Source organism: Pueribacillus sp. YX66, from assembly GCF_041725775.1.
Taxonomy (GTDB): domain Bacteria; phylum Bacillota; class Bacilli; order Bacillales; family UBA6769; genus Pueribacillus.
On record NZ_JBEUEL010000010.1, the window covers coordinates 1 to 22,465 of the forward strand.

At 38.3% G+C, this 22,465-nt stretch carries 20 protein-coding genes and 3 pseudogenes; 11 read left to right on the forward strand and 12 right to left on the reverse strand.

Annotation, left to right across the window (positions count from 1 at the left end; translation table 11 throughout):
• The first annotated feature begins 775 nt into the window (after window positions 1-775).
• Window positions 776-1,267: a small multi-drug export protein gene (locus tag ABU914_RS06245; protein WP_379668875.1), complete on the forward strand. Its 492-nt coding sequence runs from the start codon at window positions 776-778 to the stop codon at window positions 1,265-1,267.
• A 92-nt stretch (window positions 1,268-1,359) separates the two neighbouring features.
• On the opposite strand, the gene ABU914_RS06250 is transcribed toward ABU914_RS06245, so the two are convergent.
• From ABU914_RS06250 to ABU914_RS06280, 7 genes are all read right to left on the reverse strand, one after another.
• The gene (locus ABU914_RS06250; protein ID WP_379668876.1) at window positions 1,360-1,734 is read right to left on the reverse strand and encodes a Na+/H+ antiporter subunit G; all 375 of its coding nucleotides are present in this window, start codon (window positions 1,732-1,734) and stop codon (window positions 1,360-1,362) included.
• Entirely contained in the window at window positions 1,712-1,996 is a 285-nt protein-coding gene (locus tag ABU914_RS06255; RefSeq protein WP_379668877.1) for a Na(+)/H(+) antiporter subunit F1, read from the reverse strand. Before ABU914_RS06255 ends, ABU914_RS06250 begins: the two co-directional genes overlap by 23 nt.
• Entirely contained in the window at window positions 1,996-2,478 is a 483-nt protein-coding gene (locus ABU914_RS06260; protein ID WP_379668878.1) for a Na+/H+ antiporter subunit E, read from the reverse strand. The genes ABU914_RS06255 and ABU914_RS06260 overlap by 1 nt, the downstream gene beginning before the upstream one ends.
• A 279-nt stretch (window positions 2,479-2,757) precedes the next feature.
• Window positions 2,758-4,239: a Na+/H+ antiporter subunit D gene (locus tag ABU914_RS06265; protein ID WP_379668879.1), complete on the reverse strand. Its 1,482-nt coding sequence runs from the start codon at window positions 4,237-4,239 to the stop codon at window positions 2,758-2,760.
• On the reverse strand, window positions 4,232-4,570 hold the full coding sequence (locus tag ABU914_RS06270) for a Na(+)/H(+) antiporter subunit C (RefSeq protein WP_379668880.1): 339 nt from the start codon (window positions 4,568-4,570) through the stop codon (window positions 4,232-4,234). Before ABU914_RS06270 ends, ABU914_RS06265 begins: the two co-directional genes overlap by 8 nt.
• Before the next feature lie 4 nt (window positions 4,571-4,574).
• Window positions 4,575-4,997, reverse strand: coding sequence for a Na(+)/H(+) antiporter subunit B (locus tag ABU914_RS06275; RefSeq protein ID WP_379668881.1), 423 nt, complete (start codon window positions 4,995-4,997; stop codon window positions 4,575-4,577).
• The gene (locus ABU914_RS06280) at window positions 4,987-7,389 is read right to left on the reverse strand and encodes a Na+/H+ antiporter subunit A (RefSeq protein WP_379668882.1); all 2,403 of its coding nucleotides are present in this window, start codon (window positions 7,387-7,389) and stop codon (window positions 4,987-4,989) included. Before ABU914_RS06280 ends, ABU914_RS06275 begins: the two co-directional genes overlap by 11 nt.
• 203 nt (window positions 7,390-7,592) lie before the next feature.
• On the opposite strand from ABU914_RS06280, the gene ABU914_RS06285 reads away from it, so the two are divergent.
• Both ABU914_RS06285 and ABU914_RS06290 read left to right on the forward strand, forming a co-directional pair.
• Window positions 7,593-8,264 carry an adenine nucleotide alpha hydrolase family protein gene (locus tag ABU914_RS06285; RefSeq protein ID WP_379668883.1) on the forward strand — a complete coding sequence of 224 codons (672 nt, stop codon included), beginning with the start codon at window positions 7,593-7,595 and terminating at the stop codon, window positions 8,262-8,264.
• A gap of 31 nt (window positions 8,265-8,295) precedes the next feature.
• Window positions 8,296-11,064, forward strand: coding sequence for a UPF0182 family membrane protein (locus ABU914_RS06290; protein WP_379668884.1), 2,769 nt, complete (start codon window positions 8,296-8,298; stop codon window positions 11,062-11,064).
• Window positions 11,065-11,104: 40 nt separating this feature from the next.
• Here the strand turns inward: ABU914_RS06290 and ABU914_RS06295 are convergent, their stop codons facing one another.
• A complete protein-coding gene (locus tag ABU914_RS06295; protein WP_379668885.1) occupies window positions 11,105-11,371 on the reverse strand; it encodes a GlsB/YeaQ/YmgE family stress response membrane protein in 267 nt (88 codons plus the stop codon).
• 245 nt (window positions 11,372-11,616) lie between these two features.
• Here ABU914_RS06295 and ABU914_RS06300 point away from each other — a divergent pair, with 245 nt between their 5' ends.
• Entirely contained in the window at window positions 11,617-11,949 is a 333-nt protein-coding gene (locus ABU914_RS06300) for a CHY zinc finger protein (protein ID WP_379668886.1), read from the forward strand.
• A gap of 36 nt (window positions 11,950-11,985) precedes the next feature.
• Window positions 11,986-12,186, forward strand: a pseudogene (locus ABU914_RS06305) (IS4 family transposase); the annotation flags it as partial.
• A 790-nt stretch (window positions 12,187-12,976) separates the two neighbouring features.
• On the opposite strand, the gene ABU914_RS06310 reads toward ABU914_RS06305, so the two are convergent.
• Both ABU914_RS06310 and ABU914_RS06315 read right to left on the reverse strand, forming a co-directional pair.
• A complete protein-coding gene (locus ABU914_RS06310) occupies window positions 12,977-15,982 on the reverse strand; it encodes an efflux RND transporter permease subunit (RefSeq protein WP_379668887.1) in 3,006 nt (1,001 codons plus the stop codon).
• A 65-nt stretch (window positions 15,983-16,047) separates the two neighbouring features.
• Entirely contained in the window at window positions 16,048-16,488 is a 441-nt protein-coding gene (locus tag ABU914_RS06315) for a hypothetical protein (RefSeq protein ID WP_379668888.1), read from the reverse strand.
• A 245-nt stretch (window positions 16,489-16,733) separates the two neighbouring features.
• On the opposite strand from ABU914_RS06315, the gene ABU914_RS06320 reads away from it, so the two are divergent.
• From ABU914_RS06320 to ABU914_RS06345, 6 genes and pseudogenes are all read left to right on the forward strand, one after another.
• A complete protein-coding gene (locus ABU914_RS06320) occupies window positions 16,734-17,276 on the forward strand; it encodes a helix-turn-helix domain-containing protein (RefSeq protein WP_379668889.1) in 543 nt (180 codons plus the stop codon).
• Window positions 17,277-17,287: 11 nt separating this feature from the next.
• Window positions 17,288-17,560 (forward strand): annotated as a pseudogene (locus tag ABU914_RS06325) (ATP-binding cassette domain-containing protein); the annotation flags it as partial.
• A pseudogene (locus ABU914_RS06330) lies at window positions 17,539-18,216 on the forward strand (ABC transporter substrate-binding protein); the annotation flags it as partial. The pseudogenes ABU914_RS06325 and ABU914_RS06330, both read left to right, overlap by 22 nt.
• Window positions 18,217-18,284: 68 nt before the next feature.
• Window positions 18,285-19,025 carry an arylamine N-acetyltransferase family protein gene (locus ABU914_RS06335; protein ID WP_379668964.1) on the forward strand — a complete coding sequence of 247 codons (741 nt, stop codon included), beginning with the start codon at window positions 18,285-18,287 and terminating at the stop codon, window positions 19,023-19,025.
• A gap of 66 nt (window positions 19,026-19,091) precedes the next feature.
• Entirely contained in the window at window positions 19,092-19,883 is a 792-nt protein-coding gene (locus tag ABU914_RS06340; protein WP_379668890.1) for an enoyl-CoA hydratase/isomerase family protein, read from the forward strand.
• A 112-nt stretch (window positions 19,884-19,995) separates the two neighbouring features.
• Window positions 19,996-20,844: a VOC family protein gene (locus tag ABU914_RS06345; protein WP_379668891.1), complete on the forward strand. Its 849-nt coding sequence runs from the start codon at window positions 19,996-19,998 to the stop codon at window positions 20,842-20,844.
• 439 nt (window positions 20,845-21,283) lie between these two features.
• Here the strand turns inward: ABU914_RS06345 and ABU914_RS06350 are convergent, their stop codons facing one another.
• Window positions 21,284-21,760: a DUF1648 domain-containing protein gene (locus ABU914_RS06350; protein WP_379668892.1), complete on the reverse strand. Its 477-nt coding sequence runs from the start codon at window positions 21,758-21,760 to the stop codon at window positions 21,284-21,286.
• 23 nt (window positions 21,761-21,783) lie between these two features.
• Window positions 21,784-22,410, reverse strand: a complete 627-nt coding sequence (locus tag ABU914_RS06355) for a LysE family translocator (protein WP_379668893.1) — start codon at window positions 22,408-22,410, stop codon at window positions 21,784-21,786.
• Window positions 22,411-22,465 lie beyond the last annotated feature (55 nt).

Genomic DNA, 22,465 nt, shown 5'->3' on the forward strand with positions numbered 1-22,465 from the left:
CCGATTCAAATTCGGTTTACCTAGTGGTTTTATTGTACCAAAGGATGTGATAGAAAAAAAGGGAAACTTGAGTTATCCACAATTTAAAAAGTCAAAAACAGAAATTCGGTTCGTTTCGACTCAAAAAAGAGGGAGACCAACTGGTAAAAATTAACAACTGTGGATAAGTGATTTTCCCATCATCAAAGAGTAAGAGATATAAATTTACTCTTCATGGCTGTACTTACTTGCAGGTGGTAGGTTTTTTCGTGTATTGATGAGTGTTAATTTTGCGAGAAACATAATGTGAACATCGTTATTTTGTTGAGAGAAGTGCCTCCGAATATTTTGAAGAACGATCTTCATTATTGGAAAAATTCCTTGTTAATGAAACAATTGAAAGTAGTTCTTTCAATGGAATTTAAAATGTCGTTATGCGATTGGAAAAGGTCATCTTTTTTATAAATATTTGGTGTTTGAAAGAGAGTGTATTGCTCGATGATATTTTCGTTCTATACTTTAACACCATATTTTTAGGTTTTATTCAGTTTTCAATTACAATTAAATTAGGTGTCTCTTTAAAGATTTGAGCATCCAATTAACTTTTTACAAATTAATGCTCATATTCGCTCCTTCTTAATTAGTAAAGAAAAAGTAACGTGAAAATTCCCCTTAACAAAACGTTCAATATCCTTTACATTTAATTGTGGGCAAATTGTATGATTACTGATGGGTGTCAATCAGTACGTCATTAGTAGGAAAAAAGACAACACTTTAAGCCTAAGGAGGAACTGGAATGACACTGTTTATCGCCTATCTCATCGTTTTTTTACTTGCAGCTATTCCGTTTTTTGAAATTGTCGGTGTGATTCCGATTGGTGTAATTGCTGGTTTACATGCAGTGCCAGTCACTATATTAGCGTTTATTGGTAATATGCTTACTATTTTACTTATCATATTATTAATGGATAAAATTATAGGTTGGTTTGAAAAGCGAAAAGAAAAAAATCCAGAAAAATCCAAAAAAAGGGAGCGACGGGCGGCCCGAGTTTGGAAGCGGTATGGCTTACCAGGGCTTGCAATTATTTCACCCATTTTAATCGGAAGCCATCTCGGCGTCATTTTAGCAATGGGATTTGGTGGAACGAGAAAACAAATCGCTGTATGGATGACGGCGAGTATTTTCTTTTGGGCGATCGTGACAGGAATTGTTTCTCATTATGGAGTTGATTTTATATTTAGCCAAACTGGCAGGTCAGGTTTCCTTGAAGACCTATTAAAACGTTAAGAACTTCGTTTACTTTTGAGCAGGTTCATTTGCCTATTGACGTAGTTGTGATATTTAACTAAAACAACGTAACTACGTCCATTTCTTTGCCTCTAAGGCTTGCTATCTGGCGTGTCTTCGTTATGAAGCACGTCTTTTAATTCATCTTCTTTCGTGACGTTTGCAAGTTTGACGTTGGAACGATAGGCTGCACGGCAAACGAGATGTCCCGATACAGGTGCAGTAATAAAGACAAACACAATCCCTAGTAAGAGACGAACACTAATGAATGATTCACTTACTAAAAAAAAGAGAAATACACCGCTTAACGTAAGTAGGACTGCTAACGTCGAGCTTTTTGTAGCAGCATGCGCCCGTGTATATACGTCTGGGAAACGAATCATTCCAAAAGCACTGACCATGCTCATCGTAGCCCCGATTAAAATGAGAAGGGCAGTTGAAAATTCACCGATTTCGTTTATATTCAATGATTACCCCCCTCTCGATAAATTTACAAAGAGCAATCGTACTAATAAATGCAAGAATTCCAATTAAGAGAATGACATCGAAAAATGCTTTCGTCCCAAGGAGAATCGAAAAAATCGCAATTCCTGAAACGAGGTTTACCCCGATTAAATCCATTGCAAGGACACGGTCTGGTAGTGATGGACCACGAATAATTCGGTAAACGGAAACGGCTATCGCTAATGCAAAAAAAACGAGTGATAGGATGAGCATCGTTTCAATCATTAGCGGGTCACCTCCATAATCGCTTTTTCAAATCGTTTTAATGAGTTAAATAAAAATTCTTTTGAATCTTCAACATCAATTGCATGAATGTAAAAAACGTCTCCTTCTGGTGATACTTCCATGACGACCGAGCCGGGTGTTAATGTTAAAAGCAAGGCGAGTGTCGTTACTTCCCCATCACTTTTTAGCTCAGTTTTATATGTTATAATCCCGGGGGTCAAATTTAGTTTCGGACTTAAAATTTGTTTAAGTACAAGAATACTTGACTGAAAGATTTCAGAGATAAAAATGAGAACGAGTTTTACCGCCATAATAAAACGGCGCAAATAAAACTGTTGACCAAAAAAGCGGTGCATGAAAAAAATGATAAAAGCTCCGATGACAAAGCCAGTTAAAAACGTACTGACACGTATTTCATCTTCATCAATGAGCAACATCCATAAGATCGCAATAAAGACATTGAGCAAAAATTGGGCTGGCACGGTCATTCACCTCTCTTAAAGTGTTTCAAAAAGGGGATGAATCAGACGCAGGTCAAGGCACGGAATGAAAAATCGACGTAATGTATATATGTGGTACATGAGTAAGATTTTTCATGACGTAACGAAGAGATGCGCTGCGGATTTTCGGCCCTTCTTTGAATAACCATTTAATCAAACGTTTGAAAACTGACAGGATGTAGGTCATACAGACGTTGCTTGCACGTCCATGGCGTTCTTCGTCTTTCGATAAGGTTTTTCTAGTGTCTATTATCTATCAATTTAATCACGTGTTAATACAGCATCAATATACACTTCAGGGTTCGCTAACGTATGTGCAGCATCTTGAACGTAAGGTGCGAGTAACTCTGGAGCGATCCCAATTCCTATAGATAACATTGCGAGGAGGACAGAAGGTACAAGCAAGCCTTTTTTTAATGGCATTTCATCTTCTTTACTTATAATGGTCTCTCCCCAAAAACTATTTAAGAAAATCCGTAAAAGTGAATAGAGGACGAATAAGCTTGAGATGAATCCGAGCGTAAGTAAAATGTAAGAACCGGCTTCAATCGCGCCTTGTCCGATTAGCACTTTTCCGATAAACCCGCTAAACGGAGGTATTCCGACGAGAGCTAACATCGTTATGAAAAACAACCAGCCTAGTAAAGGATAATTTCGTATTAAACCACTCATTCTTTCTATTTTAGCTGTTCCTGTTAAAGCGATCATCGTTCCCGCTAGTAAAAATAAAAGGGCTTTAACAACCATATCATGGACGAAATAGTACGTAGCTCCTTCAAATCCAATTGTCGTTGATGTAGCGAGACTAACAAGAATAAACCCGACCGTTATGATGACGTTATAGGAAACAATCGTGCGGATATTTTGATAAGCGATTGCTCCAAGACTGCCACCGATTAACGTAATCCCCGCCATGATGCCAATAAGCGTAAGGGTGATTTCAGGTTCATGGTAAAATAACAAGGTAAATACGCGAAATAGAGCATACATACCAACCTTTGTTAGCAGTGCCCCGAATAAAGCAGCGATCGCAGTTGGTGCGACACTATAAGACCCTGGCAGCCAATAGTAGAGGACGAGTCCTGCTTTTAAGCTAAAGACGATTAAAAATACGATACTAATTGTTGTTAGTAGGGGGCCTTGTCCAACTTCAGCAATCCGTTCGGATAAATGCGCAAGATTCAACGTGCCAACTGTACCGTACAAATATGCAATCGCGACAAGAAACAGCCACGATGAAACAACGTTTATTGCGACGTATTTAAACGATTCTCGCAGTTGAATTCTTTTTCCTCCAAGTGAAATGAGAACATATGAAGCGATGAGCATCACTTCAAAGCAAACGAATAAGTTGAATAAGTCCCCTGTTAAAAACGATCCGTTTACACCAGCGATTAAAAAAAGCACGAACGGATAAAAATACATTTGCTCACGCGCTTTCCCGATTGAAAAGAAAGCATAAAGCAAACATATGACAGTGACAACGCACGTCGTAAGCACGAGTAGCATAGCAAACGAATCAGCAACGAACATAATGCCGAACGGAGGTTCCCAACCACCGAAGTCAAGCCGAAGTATGCCGTTCTGTTGAATAAGATTCAATATGTAAAGACTAATGAAAGCTGTTAGTAACATTGCACATAAACTTATCAACCTTTGGGTCCGAATATAGGGACGGAGGAAGATGAGCACGATGCCACTAATCAGAGGGATGATCATCGGTAGTGAAATAATGTTATTCATCGTCGACTCCTCTTAACTTTTCTAAATCATCAGTTCCTGATTCTTTATATGTTCGATAAGCAAGTACAAGAATGAAGGCCGTGACAGCAAAGCTGATCACAATCGCAGTTAAAATGAGTGCTTGCGGTAATGCATCTGTATAGTTTTTTGCATCTTCACTTAATAATGGCACGTCCCCAGCCTTAAGTCGTCCCATTACCATTAACAACAAGTGAACAGCATGGGAAAGAATCGCAGTCCCAATAATGACGCGAATTATGTTTCGTGTAAGCAACAAGTACGTTGCGACCATCACTAAAATTCCAGCTAAAATAATGATTAACGTTTCCATATACTTAGATATCCTCACTGATGCTTAAAATAATTGTAATGACAACACCAACAACGGCAAGCGCAACACCTGCTTCAAAAATCGTTACCGTTGATATCCCGACTTGACCGATCATCGGCAAGTCGAAAGAAGCGACCGTCTGTGTTAGAAACGGGGCTCTAAAGAACAGCGAGCCAAGTCCAGTTGCAACGGTAATTAAGGCGCCGAGCGCTGCAATCAATTTAAAATCAAATGGAAGCCCTTTATGCACAGTTTCAATGTCAAAAGCGAGGTAAAGAAGGACGAGCGCGGAAGCAAGAACGAGCCCACCAACGAATCCACCGCCTGGATTGTTATGCCCAGCTAGAAAGATGTAGACACCGAGTGTCAAAATGATAAAAACGACAACTTTTGCAACGGTTTGCAAAATGACATCATTAATCCTCAACGTTCTGCTCCTCCCTTCCTTTCTTTAACTTAATTAATGTAAATACTCCAATACCAGCTAGAAAGAGGACTACGACTTCTAACATCGTATCAAACGCTCGGAAATCGCCTAAAATCGTGTTGACAATATTAAGTGAGCCAGTAAGTTCATACGCATTTTCAAAAAAATGGGCGATCGATTCAAACATTTGATTGCTGTTTACAGAAAGTGCAACGAGAATGAAGACGATTCCAACGGAAACAGAAATGAGCGCATTTGAAAGTCGAATGCTTCGCTTTGGTGTTTCTTGCTTAAACTCAGGCAAAAAGTAAAAACAAAGTAAAAACAGAGCAGTCGTTACAGATTCAACGACGAGTTGTGTTAAGGCCAAATCAGGTGCTCGGAACAAAACGAAAAGACCTGAAATTGAGAAACCGAGTACTCCGTTTAATAAAATAGCAGTTACTCGTGATTTTGCGAATAATATCGAAATTCCAGCTATGATCATGACGACGATCATAATCCACTCGTATACTGTAATCGGAGCGTCATTAGATATTGTAAATGAAAAAGCGTGAGTGAAAATTAAACTGCCACCGACTGTAATGACGAAAAACAAAAAAATGTACGAGAAGTAATGACGTATTGAGCCAGTCATGTATGATCTTGTGATTGTGTAAGCATGCTTTGCTCCTCGTTCTAATATGCGGTTGTATAACGCATCAAATGACCATTTTTCAGGAAATAATTGATAGATGCCGTTCCAATAGCGAAACGACTTGTATAAGATCGTTCCAACGATGACAATTCCTATTGTCATAAGCAATTCTGTATTTAACCCATGCCAAGCGGAAATATGAGGCGTTAAATTCATTGTACTCGCTAAAGGCTCGTAAATGCTTGTCATAATCGGATGCAGGATGTATGTACTGATGACATTTGGGAAAAAGAATATCCCCACAATCAAAATTGACAAGATCGTTGGTGCGATAATCATGCCAAATGATGCTTCTTCCGCAGGACGATCAAATTCATCGGGTTCATAGGTGCCAAAGAACGTCTGGAATACGATAATCATACAATAAACGAATGTTAAGACGCTTGCGATCCAAGCGATGATCGGGAATAACGTGCTAACAAAATCAAGAGAGAAAAAGTTAAGCTCATGTACAGATAACACTGCAGTAAAAAACATTTCTTTACTTAAGAATCCGTTAAAAGGCGGCAAACCAGCCATTGAAAAGCTGCCGATTAATGCAATAGTAAACGTAATGGGCATCATTGCCATTAATCCACCTAGTCTGCGAACATCACGCGTACCAACCGTATGGTCAATAATACCGATGACCATAAATAGGGCGCCTTTAAATGTTGAATGATTGATAAGGTGGAAAAATGCAGCAAACATTGCTTGTGTAAAAATAAGTGAAGATGGATTAAAATTAAAGGCATACACTGCAGAGCCAATTCCGATTAAAGACATAATAAGTCCAAGTTGGCTTATCGTTGAATAAGCAAGAAGTGCTTTTAAATCGGTTTGGCGTACAGCTGTAAAGGAGCCCCAAAACAGCGTAATGAGACCGCCAATACTTACAATCCAAAACCATAGCGGTTCGATGCCAAAGATCGGAGTAAAGCGGGCGATTAGATAGAGACCTGCTTTAACCATCGTCGCTGAATGCAAATACGCGCTAACAGGTGTTGGGGCTTCCATCGCGTCAGGAAGCCAAATATGGAATGGAAACTGAACTGATTTTGTAAATGCACCGAGCAGAATGAGCAGTAACGCCGGAATGAATAACTCGTGATCGGTGTATAAGTGAATCGTCGATGCAATTTCGCGAAGACTGAACGTGCCTGTCATATTGTAAATGCTTAGAAACCCTGCTAGCATCGCTATTCCGCCAGTCACTGTGATAAGCAATGATTTTTGTGCACCGTACCGTGATTTAGTTCGGTAAAACCAAAACGCGATGAGTAAAAATGAAGAAATGCTCGTTAATTCCCAAAATAAGTAGAGGACGATAATGTTATCTGAAAAGACGAGACCGAGCATCGCACCCATAAACAGTAACAAATAAACGTAAAAATGAGTAAGTGATTCTCGTTTTGACAAATAAAAAATTGAGTATAAGACGACTAAGCTACCAATACCTGTTATGAGTAAGCCAAATAACAAGCTAAGACCGTCAAGATATGTTGTAATCGTGATACTATATGTAGGGATCCATTCAATTGTTTGAATAAAATTGCTACCATTTGCAACGTTAGGGATGTAGCGAGCAAGCATAATAAATGCAAGGATCGGTATGAAAAGAATAAACCAGCCAATATGAATTTGGTGAAATAAGCGTTTATGTAAAATCGGTATAATTAATGCCGCTAAAAATGGTATGATAATTGTAATTAACACAAGGAACCTCCATAAAACTTGACTCAAATGCTGACAAGCGAGATAATTAGTAGCCAATAAAGTAAGTATTTAATGAGCCTATCACTCTATATGTAAAGAAAAGAATCCAAGAATTTCCGTAAATTTCATCATAAATTATACACTATATTAAATTGGACTGCATTTGGGCGGCTCAAAAAATGTTGAAAGGGTGAAATTGCGCTATGAAAAAAATGAGAACGCGCATGGATGAAAGTATTCTTGTCTGTGTTTATTATGGTCCAAACGGCGAACGGTTAATAAAACGGGGTCATAAAATGGCGAGCATGCTTGATTGCCCTTTATACATTTTAACAGTTGATCCTCTTCCGTACGATGAATTTGATGCTGAACGTTCAGGGTATATTGAACGCTGGAAGGAACTCGCTGAACAATGTGATGTCGATGCATTTCTGCTTTATGATAATGAAAGGCGTCCGATTGAAAAAGTGATTGCGGATGTCGCACACAAATATAACATTACCCAAATAATCATTGGTCAAACAGCTCAGAGCAGATGGGAAGAGATAACGAAAGGATCGTTTATTAACGTTCTATTAAGAGAAATGACATTTGTTGATCTGCATATTGTCTCTATTGATCGTTCGATTAAAGGAAAAGAAGATACACACTTTGAAAGAGGGGTTCGTGCCTATTTAGTGAAGGATGGTGACAGCTACCGCGTTAGCTTTACGCTTTCAAAAGACACTGCGTATACGGGCATTTTTTATAAAGAAATTGGAACAGATTTTAACAATGGGATTTTTAAATTTATAAAAAATAATAAAACGTGTGAAGTGCATATAGTGGAAGATAAAGTTGCCAACCCTGAAAAAATACACGCACTTTCAAATTGATGTTGTGTAAAGTTAGAGAGGGGTTTTTTTCGTGAAATTTGATGGGGAAACAGGAAATACAATTCAATTTCCAAGACCGCCACGGAAATTAATATCGCTTGGAAAATTAGCAGGGATTTTACTTGCTGTTCTCATAATTGGCAGTATTGCTATTAACATTTTAACGGATTACATTTGGACAGATCACCTTGGGTATGGATCTGTTTTTGTGACGATGTTCGTTACGCAAATTAGTCTTTGGATTATAGGTTTTCTTTTATTTTTTGTCAGTACGCTAGTTTTGTTTTTTAATATCCGCAACGTCTTTATAAAAGATTACCCGAATGACAGATTGCCTTCTGTTATATTGAATCGCAAATGGTTTACGTTGCTAAATGTACTTATTGCTTTTTTGATTGGTTTGCTTGGCGGAACTATTGTTCAAGGAGTTGGTTGGGAGCGTGTACTTGGATTCATTCACCAAGTACCGTTCGGAATTGAGGACCCATATTTTGGGAAAGATTTATCGTTTTTTATATATACGTTGCCACTATGGAATTTTATAATTGGCGTTTTACTCGTTATTTTTGGTGCCAATATTGTAGCTAAGCTGATCGCTTATTCGATTCATGAATTTATTAAACATTCGCGTCGAGCTCAACGCCATTTTATTGTAAGTACCGTTTTATTTGGAGTCGTTCTGGCGGGGAAGTTTTTTCTAGCACCTTATGAAAAAGCGTTAACGAGTAATGTGAACTTTTTCCAAAAGTCTGTTGTTGAAGGGGTTAGCTTTACAGATAAGCTTATCAACATTCCATTTGATTATGTGATGGTTGGGGTGACACTCCTTTCAACAGTCTTACTTACATTAGCCACGATCCAAAGAAAGCCTTTTTTCGTTAAGCTGGTCATTCCACTTTTTGTCGGAACATTTGTAATTGGAGTTGCCGCTTCTGCTATTGTGCAAAGTTTTATCGTATCTCCGAATGAACTTGCAAAAGAAGAGCCGTTCCTTGAAAACAATATTAATATGACGAGAAAAGCGTATGCGCTAGATGATGTGAAAATTGAAGATCGACAAGTAAACGATTCACTGACGGAAAAAATGGTTGAACAAAATCGCGAAACCGTTGATAATATCCGGATTAACGATACACGGCCATTGAATGAAGTGTATAATCAGTTGCAAACGTTTCGACCGTATTACAATTTCAAAGATGTTGATATTGATCGGTATGAAATCGATGGAGAATATCAGCAAGTGTTTATCTCTGCTCGTGAATTAACGCAAGAAAACTTGCCTGATCGGGCGCAAACTTGGGTGAATAAACATTTACGCTACACACATGGTTATGGAATTGCAGTAAGTAATGTGAACGAGATTACGTCTGAAGGACAACCGGAGTATATCGTCAAAGACTTGCCGCCAGATGGAAGTATCGAAGTGACGCGTCCACAAATTTACTTTGGGGAAAATGATTATCATTCTGTTATTGTGAATACAAGCGTAGATGAGTTTGACTTCCCAGATCAAGATGAGTCTGCGACACATCGTTTTGAAGAAAAAAGTGGTATTCCGTTAACTGGATTAAATCGCTTTTTATTTGCAATTGATGAAAAATCATTTCGCTATATGATTTCAAGACAGTTAACAAGTGAAAGTCAACTGTTGCAAACGAGAAACATTTTTGATCGGGTGACACGAATTGCTCCATTTTTGCAATTTGATTCGGATCCATACCTCGTCGTTCGTGATGACGGGACACTCGTCTGGATGATGGATGCATATACGAGAACGAGTCGTTATCCACATTCTGATTCAGATGGAAACCGATATAATTACATTCGAAATCCAATTAAAGTAACTGTCGATGCCTATTCAGGCGAAGTCAACTTTTATTTAATTGAGGAAGATGAGCCGCTTGCACAGACGTATGCGAAGATGTTCCCGAAATTGTTCACGACAGATGTACCGAAAGATATTCGGACGCATTTCCGCTATCCGGTAGAACTTTTTAATATACAATCGGAAATGTATCGTGCTTATCATATGACGAATATTGAACTGTTTTATAATCGTGAAGATTATTGGCAAATTCCAACTGAGAAATACTATGGAGAAGACATTCAAATGGAACCTTATTACGTCACGATGAAGTTGGATGATGCGGATAAGGAAGAATTTATTTTAATGACCCCATATTCACCGAATAAAAGGCAAAATATGTCGGCGTGGATGGGTGTTCGAAATGACGGTGAACATTACGGTGAAATGTTCGTTTATACGTTTTCAAGACAACGTAATATTTACGGTCCTCAACAAATAGAAAATCGAATTAACCAAGATGCCGCAATTTCGCAAGAATTAAACCTTTGGTCACAAGGCGGCTCAAAAGTGATTCGCGGTAATTTACTCGTCATTCCGATTGAAGATACGTTATTATACGTCGAACCGATGTACATTGAATCTAATAACGAAACGGCTCTTCCAGAAGTGAAAAGAATTATCGTTTCATACCAAGATTACATTGTAATGGAACCAACGTTGGACCAAGCGTTAGAACGCCTATTTGCGTTAATCGAAGATCGGGTGCCACCGGAAGAAGCGAATGTTCAAGAAGGTGAAGGTGCATCACCTGCACAAGAAAACAAAGTGAAAGCGCCGCAACAGTTACTTGAGGAAATTGACCGTATGTTCAACCAATACCAAGAAGCAAATCGAGCAGGCAACTTCGTTGAAGCAGGTCAAGCACTGCAAAAGCTAGAGCAATTGTTATCAGAGTGGCGTGCGAGTCAAGTCAACACGGACGCGAATGAATAATAAGTAAGGGATGTCCTGCACACGAGGACATCCCTTTTTGCTATTGAGATTGATTTTTGTTGCGACCCATCGCTCTCATAATGAGACCCGCGAGGAGTACGAGGACAATTGCTCCAATCAATGCTGGAACAATATAAAAGCCGCCGATTTCTGGACCCCATCGGCCTAAAATCGCAGAACCTAACCATGCTCCAATAAACCCTGCAATAATATTTCCGATAATGCCTCCGGGAATGTCACGGCCGAGAATAAGACCAGCTAACCAGCCGATAATTCCACCGACAATTAATGACCAGATGAATCCCATTGTTATATTCACTCCTTTGTAACGTTTCAGAATATGGAAATTAAAAATATCTTTTATTAATATTTGCCCAAAAGGAATATTTTTAATCAAAAATTGCTAAATATACATGATTTCCGACAACGTTAAAGACAGACTAGCGAGATGTCACTACTGGACATAGCATATTTAGTTATGTACTATAAATGCGATTCTATACTTTTGTATATGATCTGAATAAAAGAATGAGTGGTTGGAGAGAAAATGATATGAAAACATTGAAGGTTTACGGTCAAGTTATCGACAATGAATCGAGATGTATACATTACCATTCGACTCGAGATATCATTTCGCTTAAATTTCGCTGCTGCGATAAATATTATCCGTGCTACAAATGTCATGACGAATTTGAAGATCATCCGATTGCAGTGTGGGGGCGAGCAGAATTTGATGAGCATGCAATCTTGTGTGGGGCTTGTAAGTGTGAACTAACGATTCATGAATATATGAACGCTGAACGTTGTCCTTATTGTACAGCTGAATTTAATCCCGGATGCGCAACACATTATCATTTTTATTTTGACGTTAAGGCACAAGATTGAACTGACAGGAAGATGGTCATTTCATGAAGTTCTTTACGTTGGACTATACAGCTATTCTTCAAATGGCTGAAACAACATGTAGAAATCAAACATTTTTATGGGATGAGTGAAACAGCGATACAAAATCAAATTTACTTAGCGCTCATTACTTACTGCTTGCATGTACTCATCCAGTTGGAGACAAAAAGCAAGAAAACACTGCTTCGAATTAGTCGTTGGCTCAAAGCGACCATCTGAAAGGATAGCAAAACATCTACACCTGTCGTTTGATTTGTTTGAGGTTCCTTTAGATTTCACCGATTTCTTCTGCATCCAAATCAAATCGGTTCGTGGGTAATCGAAGGATATTTCCTTTGGTATCCGCTACTTCAATGAGGCGAAACAGGTTTTCTGCCCGCTTTTGAGTCGTCCCGATGTAATATTTATGGGGGAAACCCGTTTACCAAATGATGAAAGTAGTGTATTCTTGTCCATACGGCTATCCTTTACTTCTGGATTTGGACAGGAACCACCTGGCATCTCCATTGTAATGGATTTTTTGTTGCCTAAACCGTTAAATATTGAATATTTTTAGTATTTTGAATTACTGTTTTTAATTTGTGCAACGCTAGTGATACGCAATCTTAATTATAATGATAATTATTGCTGTTCCTTTTATTTTAAAAAATATAAATTCGGTAATCAATTGTCCTATGAATCAGATATTATGATGATTAAGTTGAACTTTTGTTTGGAAATAACTTTACCAGTCATGTTATAGAGGATGGGCAATCCATTTTGACTTGCTTCTAATCGTAATCTGGTATCTCTGGAAGATACTCTTGTACCAATTCTCGTAAACTATAACGATAATCATGACGGTAGCTTACCTTAACCCTCTCGCCATTTTGGAATTAACGCTTCCAGCATCTCGAAAAACACGGGTTGCATCAATTGCTCGACTATCAGCTCCGTATTTTTTAATGAATCATTCATAATCAAAAAAAGGATAGTGAAGCGGATTTTTCCCGCTCACTATCCTTTTTCTTTATAGCGATGTTGTTTCTGTTGACTCTGCGAGTTGCTGCTTTTTTGCTTTACGGAAGTGAAATAGTTCATAAACGACAGGGATAACGACTAATGTTAGAAGCGTTGACACAGATAAGCCACCGATAACGACGACGGCAAGTCCTTTTGATACGAGACTTCCCATTTCCTCTTTTCCGAATAAGAGTGGGATCATGGCGAAAATGGTTGCAAGAGCGGTCATAATAATTGGGCGAAGTCGTGTTGCACTGGCTTCAAGCAATGCGTCACGAATTGTCATCGTTTCTTCGTTTTGTCGGACGCGGTCAAGAAGGACAATCGCATTGGTCACGACGATACCGATTAATAGCAATGCTCCGATCATTGAACCGATATCGACAGGAATTTTGGAAACGACTAAGCCTAAAACTGAGCCGATAACAGCTAACGGTAATGTAAACAAGATGACGAGTGGGGCACGCAAAGTTTTAAACGTTAGCACCATGATGAGATAAACGAGCCCGATGGAAATGAGCATTAGTTGAAAAAGTTCTGTAAATTGTTCGTCTTGTGCTGTTGCTGCGCCACCTGCTTGAATTGAATAGCCATCAGGAAGCTTCAGTTTACTCGTTTTATTGTTAACTTCTTGTGCAATCGAAGACAAATTCGTTGAATCAACTTCGATGCTTAAGCGAATGTATTCTTTGCCACTTTTTCGTAAAATGCTCGTTGGCTTTTCTGCTTTTTCAATTTTAGCTATGGAAGAAAGTGGAACAATATCATTTTCAAGTACAATCGACAAGTTTCGTAAATCTTTTTCAGTCGTCGGTTCAAGTGCACTATCGAGCATGACGACGGTATCTTTTTCATCAAGTTTAATCGTACCGATCGGAAAAGGATTCAAAAGCATGTTCACTTGGCTAGCCACTTGTTCTGTGTTCGCTTTGTCTTGATCAATGACGATGTCAAAGACCGATTTCAGACTATTTTGGTTGCTTTTCACACGCTTAACCCCGTCAATTTCTTCTACAGTTTTGCTGACAAGTTCAGAAACTTTTAGAAGTTGCTCTGACTCTTCTCCAACAATGTCTAGCGTAATCGTAGAGTTGTTAAACGAGACAAGTGACATTTGGATGATATCAAATTCGGATTCAGGATACTCTTCTTGTTGTTTTTCGATTTGCTTTATCAACTTCTCGGTATTTGCCCCTTTTTTCATTGCTAGATGAAATTGCGCTGTATTTTGTGACTGCACTTCGCTGTATTGGGCATCTTCTGGGTTTGAACCGAGAAATAAAATTACTTCTTTGATGTCGGTTTTGTCTTGTAAAAATGTTTCCATCTCGAATACTTCTTCTTTTACTTTAGAAAATGGTTCATCATCTGGGTACGTCATCGTGATAGAAATATCGTTATCCGTTGCATCAGTCGATCCTTTTGGCATAACGGCATATATGCTAATGGCACCGATAAAAATAACGAACGAAAGCAAGATTGGCACCCATTTATGATTTAAACACCAGTTTAAGATGCGAACATAATGATGCGGCTTGTTATATGCCGGTAAGTTGCCTTTTTTTAGTAAACGTGAACTCATAAGCGGTACGACGATTAAAGCGACGAGCAAAGAGGATAAAAGCGCGTACGTAATCGTTAATGCAAATGGTAAAAGTAATTCTTGCAATGATTTCACGAGCCCCATCGGCAAAAAGACGGCAACAGTCGTCAATGTTGAAGATGTAATCGCAGTGGCGACTTCTCTCGTAGCATCAACGATAACATTTTTAGATAAATCGCCATTTTGTGCTTTTCGGAAAATGTTTTCGATGACGACAATACTATCATCGACTAACCGTCCAACAGCTACAGCAACAGCGCCAATTGTTAAAATGTTCAATGTAACGCCCGAAAGAGATAAAAATAGTAATGTCATGCCGAGTGAAAGCGGAATGCTTATAATCGTAATCATCGTCATACGGATGTGGCGCAAAAATAAGAAAATAATCAGCGTTGCAAAAAGAGCGCCGAGCAATACTGCTTGCATGAGACTATCAACAGAATGAGTGATAAACTCTGAAAAAGAGACGAGCATAGACATTTCGAGAATTGGATTAAATTCGTTATTCACCGATTTGATCATATCTTCAACTTTATTTCCAATGGCAACGGCGTTTGCGTTCGATTCTTTCATTAACAGTAATGCGACGGCCTCTTTTCCGTTGACACGTGTAAAGAATGTTTCGTTAGAGTCAGACACTTCGATTGTCGCAATGTCTTTTAATCGGAGGTTTGGCGCAATTCGTAACCTTTCAAGTGCTTCCGTTCCTTCCATTTGGCCAACGACGTTAATGTTTGTTTCTTTATTGTCAATCGTTTCTTCACTGATACTAACTGCTAAGTTTTTCCCTTGTAACAACCCAATTAATGCTTGGAGCGGAATTTGGTAGTTTTCTAGCTTGTTTTGATCAAGTGTAATTTTTACTTGTGTCTGTTGTTGACCGTAAACAGAGACGTTTGCAATTCCAGATAAGCTTTGAAACTTTGGAACAACGTCTTGTTCAACCGTTTCCATCGCTTCTCGTGTGATTCCATTTGGGAACGAGATTCCGAGCTGCCATAATGGAATCATATCTAGATTAAGCTGTGAAACAATGGGACGAGAATAGCCTTCGGGCAGTGGAACAGCATCTACCGCTTCTTGTACTTCGGATTTTGCTTCTTTCATATCGACGGTTGATTCAAGCACAATATCGATTGTTGTGAAACCATCAGCTGTGGAAGAAAAGACATCGGTTTTTCCTTTCACTGCTCCAACTGCTTGTTCTAATGGTTCTGTCACTTGCTCTGAAATTGTACTTGCGTCCGTACCTTCTCCCATTACAATGACAGTGACCATCGGATTATCTGCTGCGGGCATAAACTCTTTCGGAAGTGTGAAATAGCTAAATGCCCCTAATCCTAACGATAATACGATAAGTAAAATAACAGCGGCTCGGTTTTTTAGAGCCCAATTTGTAAACCAAATCATCATTTTAGCTCCTTTTAAGTAGTTGTACATAATAAAAAAGAATGGAAGTGCTTTTAGATTTGTCTTTAATGAAATAGTGAAATTGCACTCACGAGTAACGTTGCCATTGTTATCAATTGAAGTACATTGTGCTGAGCGTCTGGGATGATGTTGTCTTTTATTGGAGGCAGTATTTTAAATGTTTTACGAAAGTGCAAATCGTAAAGGTTTTTCGGAAATTGTTTTAAGTGAATGCCTGTTAAGTAAGGAAGCCACCAAACGAGTAACTGCATAATGAAAAAAACAAAATAACAAACGACAGCAATAAACATTAAAATTTTTATGTGCGTGAGATATAAACAAAGGGACATGAAAATGACGAATCCATTTATCAACGCCTCCATCCATTTTTCTTTTTTCGTATAGTTAGAAAGATCATTCCAAGGATATAAATTTACGAGTGTAATCATTTCAAAGTAAAATAACAAAATGACTTGCAAATAAATTGAAAAATAAAATAGACTCACTTCCCCCACCTTCCTTTTCAATCTTTCATTTTCAGTTTAATCCGCACTTCATTACAAACAAACGAACGAGCGTATGAATTTCTCTCAGTCTTAAGACGGATTAACGAGTAAAACGGATGTTCGAACAAACAAAAAAGTAATTGTCATTTTAATACAAATCTGTATAATAAATTGTATTATTAATAAACATTAAGTTAAGTAAATGTAAACAACCATTTAAAAGAGAGTAAAGGTGACTGTATTCAATGCAAATCGGAAAAAAGATTAAACGTTTGAGGCTTAAAAAAGGATTGACTCAAGAAGAATTAGGTGAGCGTACAGATTTGACAAAAGGGTATATTTCTCAGCTTGAGCGTAATTTAAGTTCACCGTCGATAGATACGTTATTTTCCATATTAGAAGTGCTTGGATCTAAACCAAAAGATTTTTTTGATGATGAAGTTCAAGAACAAAAAGTGATTTATACGATGGATGATCGTACGACATTCATGGATGAAGAAAATGGCTACGAAGTTGAGTGGCTTGTCCCTGGGTCAAATGAAAATGAAATGGAGCCAATTTTACTGACGTTTCAAAAAGCTGGAGAGTTTAAATCATTTGAGCCGTCGCTTTCGGAAACGTACGCATACGTATTGAAAGGTCGTGTTGCGGTTAGGCTTGGAAAGCGTCATTACTTCACAAATAAAGGAGAATCGATTTATTTCCATGCTTTGGATGAGCATCAAATTGTGAACGATAATGATGGTGTATCACAACTGCTACTTATTGCCACAGAGTCATATTTATAGGAGAGTTTATCATGACAGAACAACCAATCATTCAGTTTAAAAATGTGACGAAACAATACAATCAAGATAGCCTAATTTTGAACAATGTGAGCTTTGAAATTGAAAATGGGAAATTTTATACGTTGCTCGGTCCTTCCGGTTGTGGAAAAACGACGATTTTACGTTTAATTGCAGGTTTTATCGAACCAACGAAAGGTATAATTTATTTTAATGGAAAAAAGATTAATTCTGTTCCTGCAAACGAGCGTCAAGTAAATACCGTCAATACTCCGTTCCTTACTTTTGGGGTACGTTAGGCATCGCATATAATCCAACGTTATTAAACGGACAGACATTTGAAAGTTGGAACGATTTATGGGATCCTTCACTTAAGAAACAGATTATACTCGTTGATAGTGCTCGTGAAACGATCGGAATGAGTTTAAATTCTTTAGGTTACTCTTTAAATTCAACAGATTTGGAGGAGCTAAGGAAAGCGAAAGAAAAACTTGAGACGTTAACACCGAATGTAAAGGCAATTATCGGTGATGAAGTGACGCAACTTATGATTCATAACGAAGCAACGATTGCGATTACATGGTCTGGTCAAGTTGCAGACATGATGTGGGAAAACGAAGATCTCGATTACGCCATACCGAAAGAAGGCTCAAACTTATGGTTTGATAACATGGTCATTCCAAAAACAGCGATGAATGTTGATGGGGCTCATAAATTTATTAACTTCATGCTTGATCCAGAAGTTTCTGCACAAAATGCAGATTATGTCGGGTATTCAACGCCAAATGTTGCTGCATTAGATATTATGGAGCCCGAAGTGACGAAGGATGAACGATTTTATCCAGACGAAGAAACACGCAGTCATCTTGAAGTGTATCAAAATCTTGGTCTCGAAATGATCGGTCATTATAATGATCTGTTTTTAGAATTTAAAATGCATTAAAGGAGAGAATTGACATCATACAAACTTACTTTTCCTCATTAAGCAATCAAATTGGCACAAGCCCTTTTATAAAAAATACAGATGAGCTTGAAAAGATTTTAAGTTATTTTGCGGATACGTTTCCGTTTGAAAATATCGATGTTCTGCAGAAAAGCACTGATAGCATTACACCTCAATTTTTAATCGACAAAATTTTAGAGCAACAGCGTGGAGGATTATGCTATGAAATAAATGCGTTGCTCTATTTATTTTTACAAGAGTTAGGCTACGATGTGACTCTTGTAAAAGGAACGGTTTATACTGATAATGGATGGGCGACTGAAGGGACGCACGTTCTTATCGTCGTTCACCTTAATGGCAATCGTTATATACTAGACAATGGCTTTGGCAGCAATATTACTCGACAACCGCTCGAAATCAACGGTAAATCCGTCGAAAGTGCAGCCGGAATGTTCCGAGTTGTTCGGCGCGTAAGTGAGAAAGGTTCACTCGCTTATGAAAAAAAGGAAGCGAATGAATGGGTTTTAAAGTATGCGTTTCACCTAGATGCACTTCCTTGGGAAGAACTTGACCAGATTAAAAGTGTTATAACAGAAAGTGAATCGTCTGCTTTCAACCGTCAATTGATTATTTCGCAATGCTTCAATGAACAAACGTATTCGATTAATGAAAGCCGGTTGCGTATAAAAAACGAAGACGGAGAATTTGATACCGCTTTTCAAGACATTCAAGATTTATCAAATACGATTCAAGAACGAACAAACGTATCTATATATAAACAGGCACAAAAGTACCTTTTGAAAAAATAGTTACACTTATCTGTGAAATTATGAGAGAATTAATGTAAACGATTAAATTTTCGAGGGGGAATTAATGTGAGTGTTCTTCAAGTTAAGACCGAAAATGGTGTAAGGGTTTTGACGTTAAATCGTCCTGAGCGACTGAATGCGTTTAATGATGAATTAAGCAGTGCGCTTGAACAAGCTGTAGAAGAAGCGAATCATGATGACGAAGTGAGAGTTGTTGTTTTAACTGGAGCGGGAAAAGGTTTTTCATCTGGGCTTGATTTAACTGAAGTTGCAAAAAGAGGACCCGCAGGATTAAAAGACCGCTCCATGCTCGTTGATGATTTAGGTTGGGTTGGACGACTTGCACTAGGGATTGCGAATAACGATAAACCGTTTATCGCTGCAATTAACGGAACTGCCGCTGGAGCTGGTTTTGCTTTAACACTCGCATGTGATTTTCGCTTCATGTCAGACCGTACGAAAGTTACGACGGGCTACATACGTAGAGGGTTAAATCCTGATGCAGGAATGACATACTTTTTACCAAAACTTGTCGGACATACGAGAGCGACTGAGCTTATTTTAACTGGAAGAGACATTTATCCTGAAGAGGCGGAGAGGATAGGACTTGTTACAGATGTATATCCGGAAGAGGAGTTTATGGAACGGGTGATGGCTTTTGCTACACAGATTGCTGAAGGACCACCGATTGCGATGACCTTCTCAAAACGGTTACTTGTAGCTAGTCACGAACAAGATCTTGCAGCGATTTTGAAAAAAGAACTAGCCTCAATTAAAGTTTGTTTTCAAACAGAAGATGTCATGGAAGGTGTTGCTGCATTTGCACAAAAGCGTAAACCTGTTTTTAAAGGAAAATAATCGTTTAACTGGGCTCAATGACGAGTCCAGTTTTATTTATATTAAAAACAGATGAATTGACACGACAGAAGGAAAAAAGCTATATTCATTTAGAAAAAGAGGAGGGAAAGAAATGAGCTTTCATCGTCAACCGAATACATTTGTAAATGTCGTCAGTTTAAACGTATCAAAGCTTGAACGTTCGCTTGATTATTATGAAAAAATAATTGGATTTCAAATCATGGAGAAAAATGCCCGAAAAGCTATTTTGACAGCTGATGGGGAAACCCCTCTCGTCATATTAGAACAGCCAGATGAACCACTTCCGAAAGCTGCGCATCAGCCAGGTTTATATCACTTTGCAATTTTATTGCCGACACGTGCTAATCTTGGAGCATTTTTACAGCATATCATTGAAAAAAAAGTGCAGCTTGGTGCTTCGGACCATATCGTAAGTGAAGCATTGTATTTGTCTGATCCAGATGGGAATGGCATTGAAGTTTATGCCGATCGCCCGCCGTTGGTTTGGCAATCGGAGTCTGGGAAGATTCGTATGTCAACAGACCCACTTCAGGTGGAGAGTTTACTCAAGGAAGCAAAAGGGTCATGGAATGGATTGCCTGTTGGCACGATAATGGGCCATATTCACCTCCACGTTACAAATTTGGACGAAGCTAAACGGTTTTACTGCGATGGGCTTGGGTTTGATGTTGTTTATTCTTATCCACAGGCTTTGTTTATGTCGACAGGCGGTTATCATCACCATATTGCGGTGAACACATGGAATCGAGCAACTGAAGCAAAGTTTTGTGAAAATCAAGTTGGGCTACAATCCTTTTCTATATTGTATCCGAGCGAAGAAGCAAGGAAGGAAGCGATTGTTAACTTGCAAAATTTTGGATATTCGGTTAAACAAGATGGCAATAATTACCGTACTGAAGATCCGTCAGGAAATCAGATTCAGCTAAACACACTTAACTGAGAATAATCATACAACAGTATGCTGCGGTTGTAGCAGGCGCTTTATTTATAGTATAAATGATGGATTCGTTATACGAGACGGTTAAGTATACACGTCGACATATGATTTTCAATGCGGTAGGTTCTTCTTTTGTTAAGACGTTACGGAATGTCGTTTCGTCAGACTAAGACTTTGCCCTAACTAAATTATTTTTCGACAAGATTACAAGAGAAGTTTCCATTCGACATTTATGCTTCATTATGTCGTTTGAACAACACTTGAAGTTGAAGGCTTTTGGAACATCACTTCGGTACTATGAGTTGCCCATTGATAATCAGGTGAAAACAGTATGGGGTTTTCCGGCACAATGGATGTTACATGCCTAATGCCATTTTACACTTATGAACGCGTAAACAATTTAAATCATAAAAGTAGCGTGCGATTATGCGCCCGCTGTTTTTTATTTTAGACGGGTTAATACTAATATAAAGATAAAAATCGTTACGAGTGGAAAAGCAAATACTGTGATGAGAAGCCATGTGCCAGAATATTGTCCAACAAAATCAATTGATAGATACGTAAAAATGAGAACACATTCGAAGTTAAGGATCGTCATAAATAAATTAGCTACAGAATAGATTCGAGGTGCGTTTTCTTCTGTTATTGTAAATGGATAATTAAAAAGATGTGGTTTTTTACTAAGAAAATATAATGATACAAAGACTAGTAATGCGAACCCATGCAAAAGAAAAATCGTTGCTTTACTTCCCCATCTATCCGCTTCTCCTTGAGCGTAATGAATCGGAATTGTATCAGGTAATGTAGGAAAAATACGAATGACAAACACAATTGAACTTAAAATAACTATGATAGACAGATTATTTAATACATGCACCCATTTGCTGATAGAAAAAGGAACGATTGGCTGTTTGCTCATTTTATCTCCTCTGTAATCTTAAACTAAGACTGTTCACTAAACGCAATTTGCATCGCGATTAGCGTAAAGAGAACACTTTGAATGATGTTCAGCTTTTTCGAAAGAGTGGAATGCTTTGCAAGCAAGTGACCAATTTTTTCAGCTAAAAAGCTTACGATTGTAAAAACGAGCAACGCTTGTACGATAAAAACAATCCCGAGAAAGATCATTTGTAAGGAAACATTCGCACTCGCTTCGTTGACAAACTGCGGCAATAATGCCAAAAAAAAGAGGGACACTTTCGGATTTAAAACGTTCATAATAATTCCCTTTTTGTAAAGCGACCAATGTTCAAGCGGTTTTTGCTTTTGGATTGCATACGTTTCATGACGCGAACGGAATGATTGCCATGCTAAAAATAGTAAATAGATAGCCCCAGCGAGTTTTATAATCATAAAGGCTGTCGTTGATTGATAAATGATTGCAGAAACACCAAAAGCAGCTGCTGAAATATGCACGATAAGACCTGTGCAAAGTCCGAGTGCAGTAATGATTCCTGCTCGTCTATGCTGAGAGATGCTTTGGGCGGTTACAAATAAAATGTCAGGTCCAGGCATGAGTGTTAAAATTATTGCAGTCGTGAGAAAAGCTAGCAATGTTGAATTGTCCATAGGAAACTCCTTATTCAAATGACAGTTTTCTATTATTATACAGTGAAACGGTGAA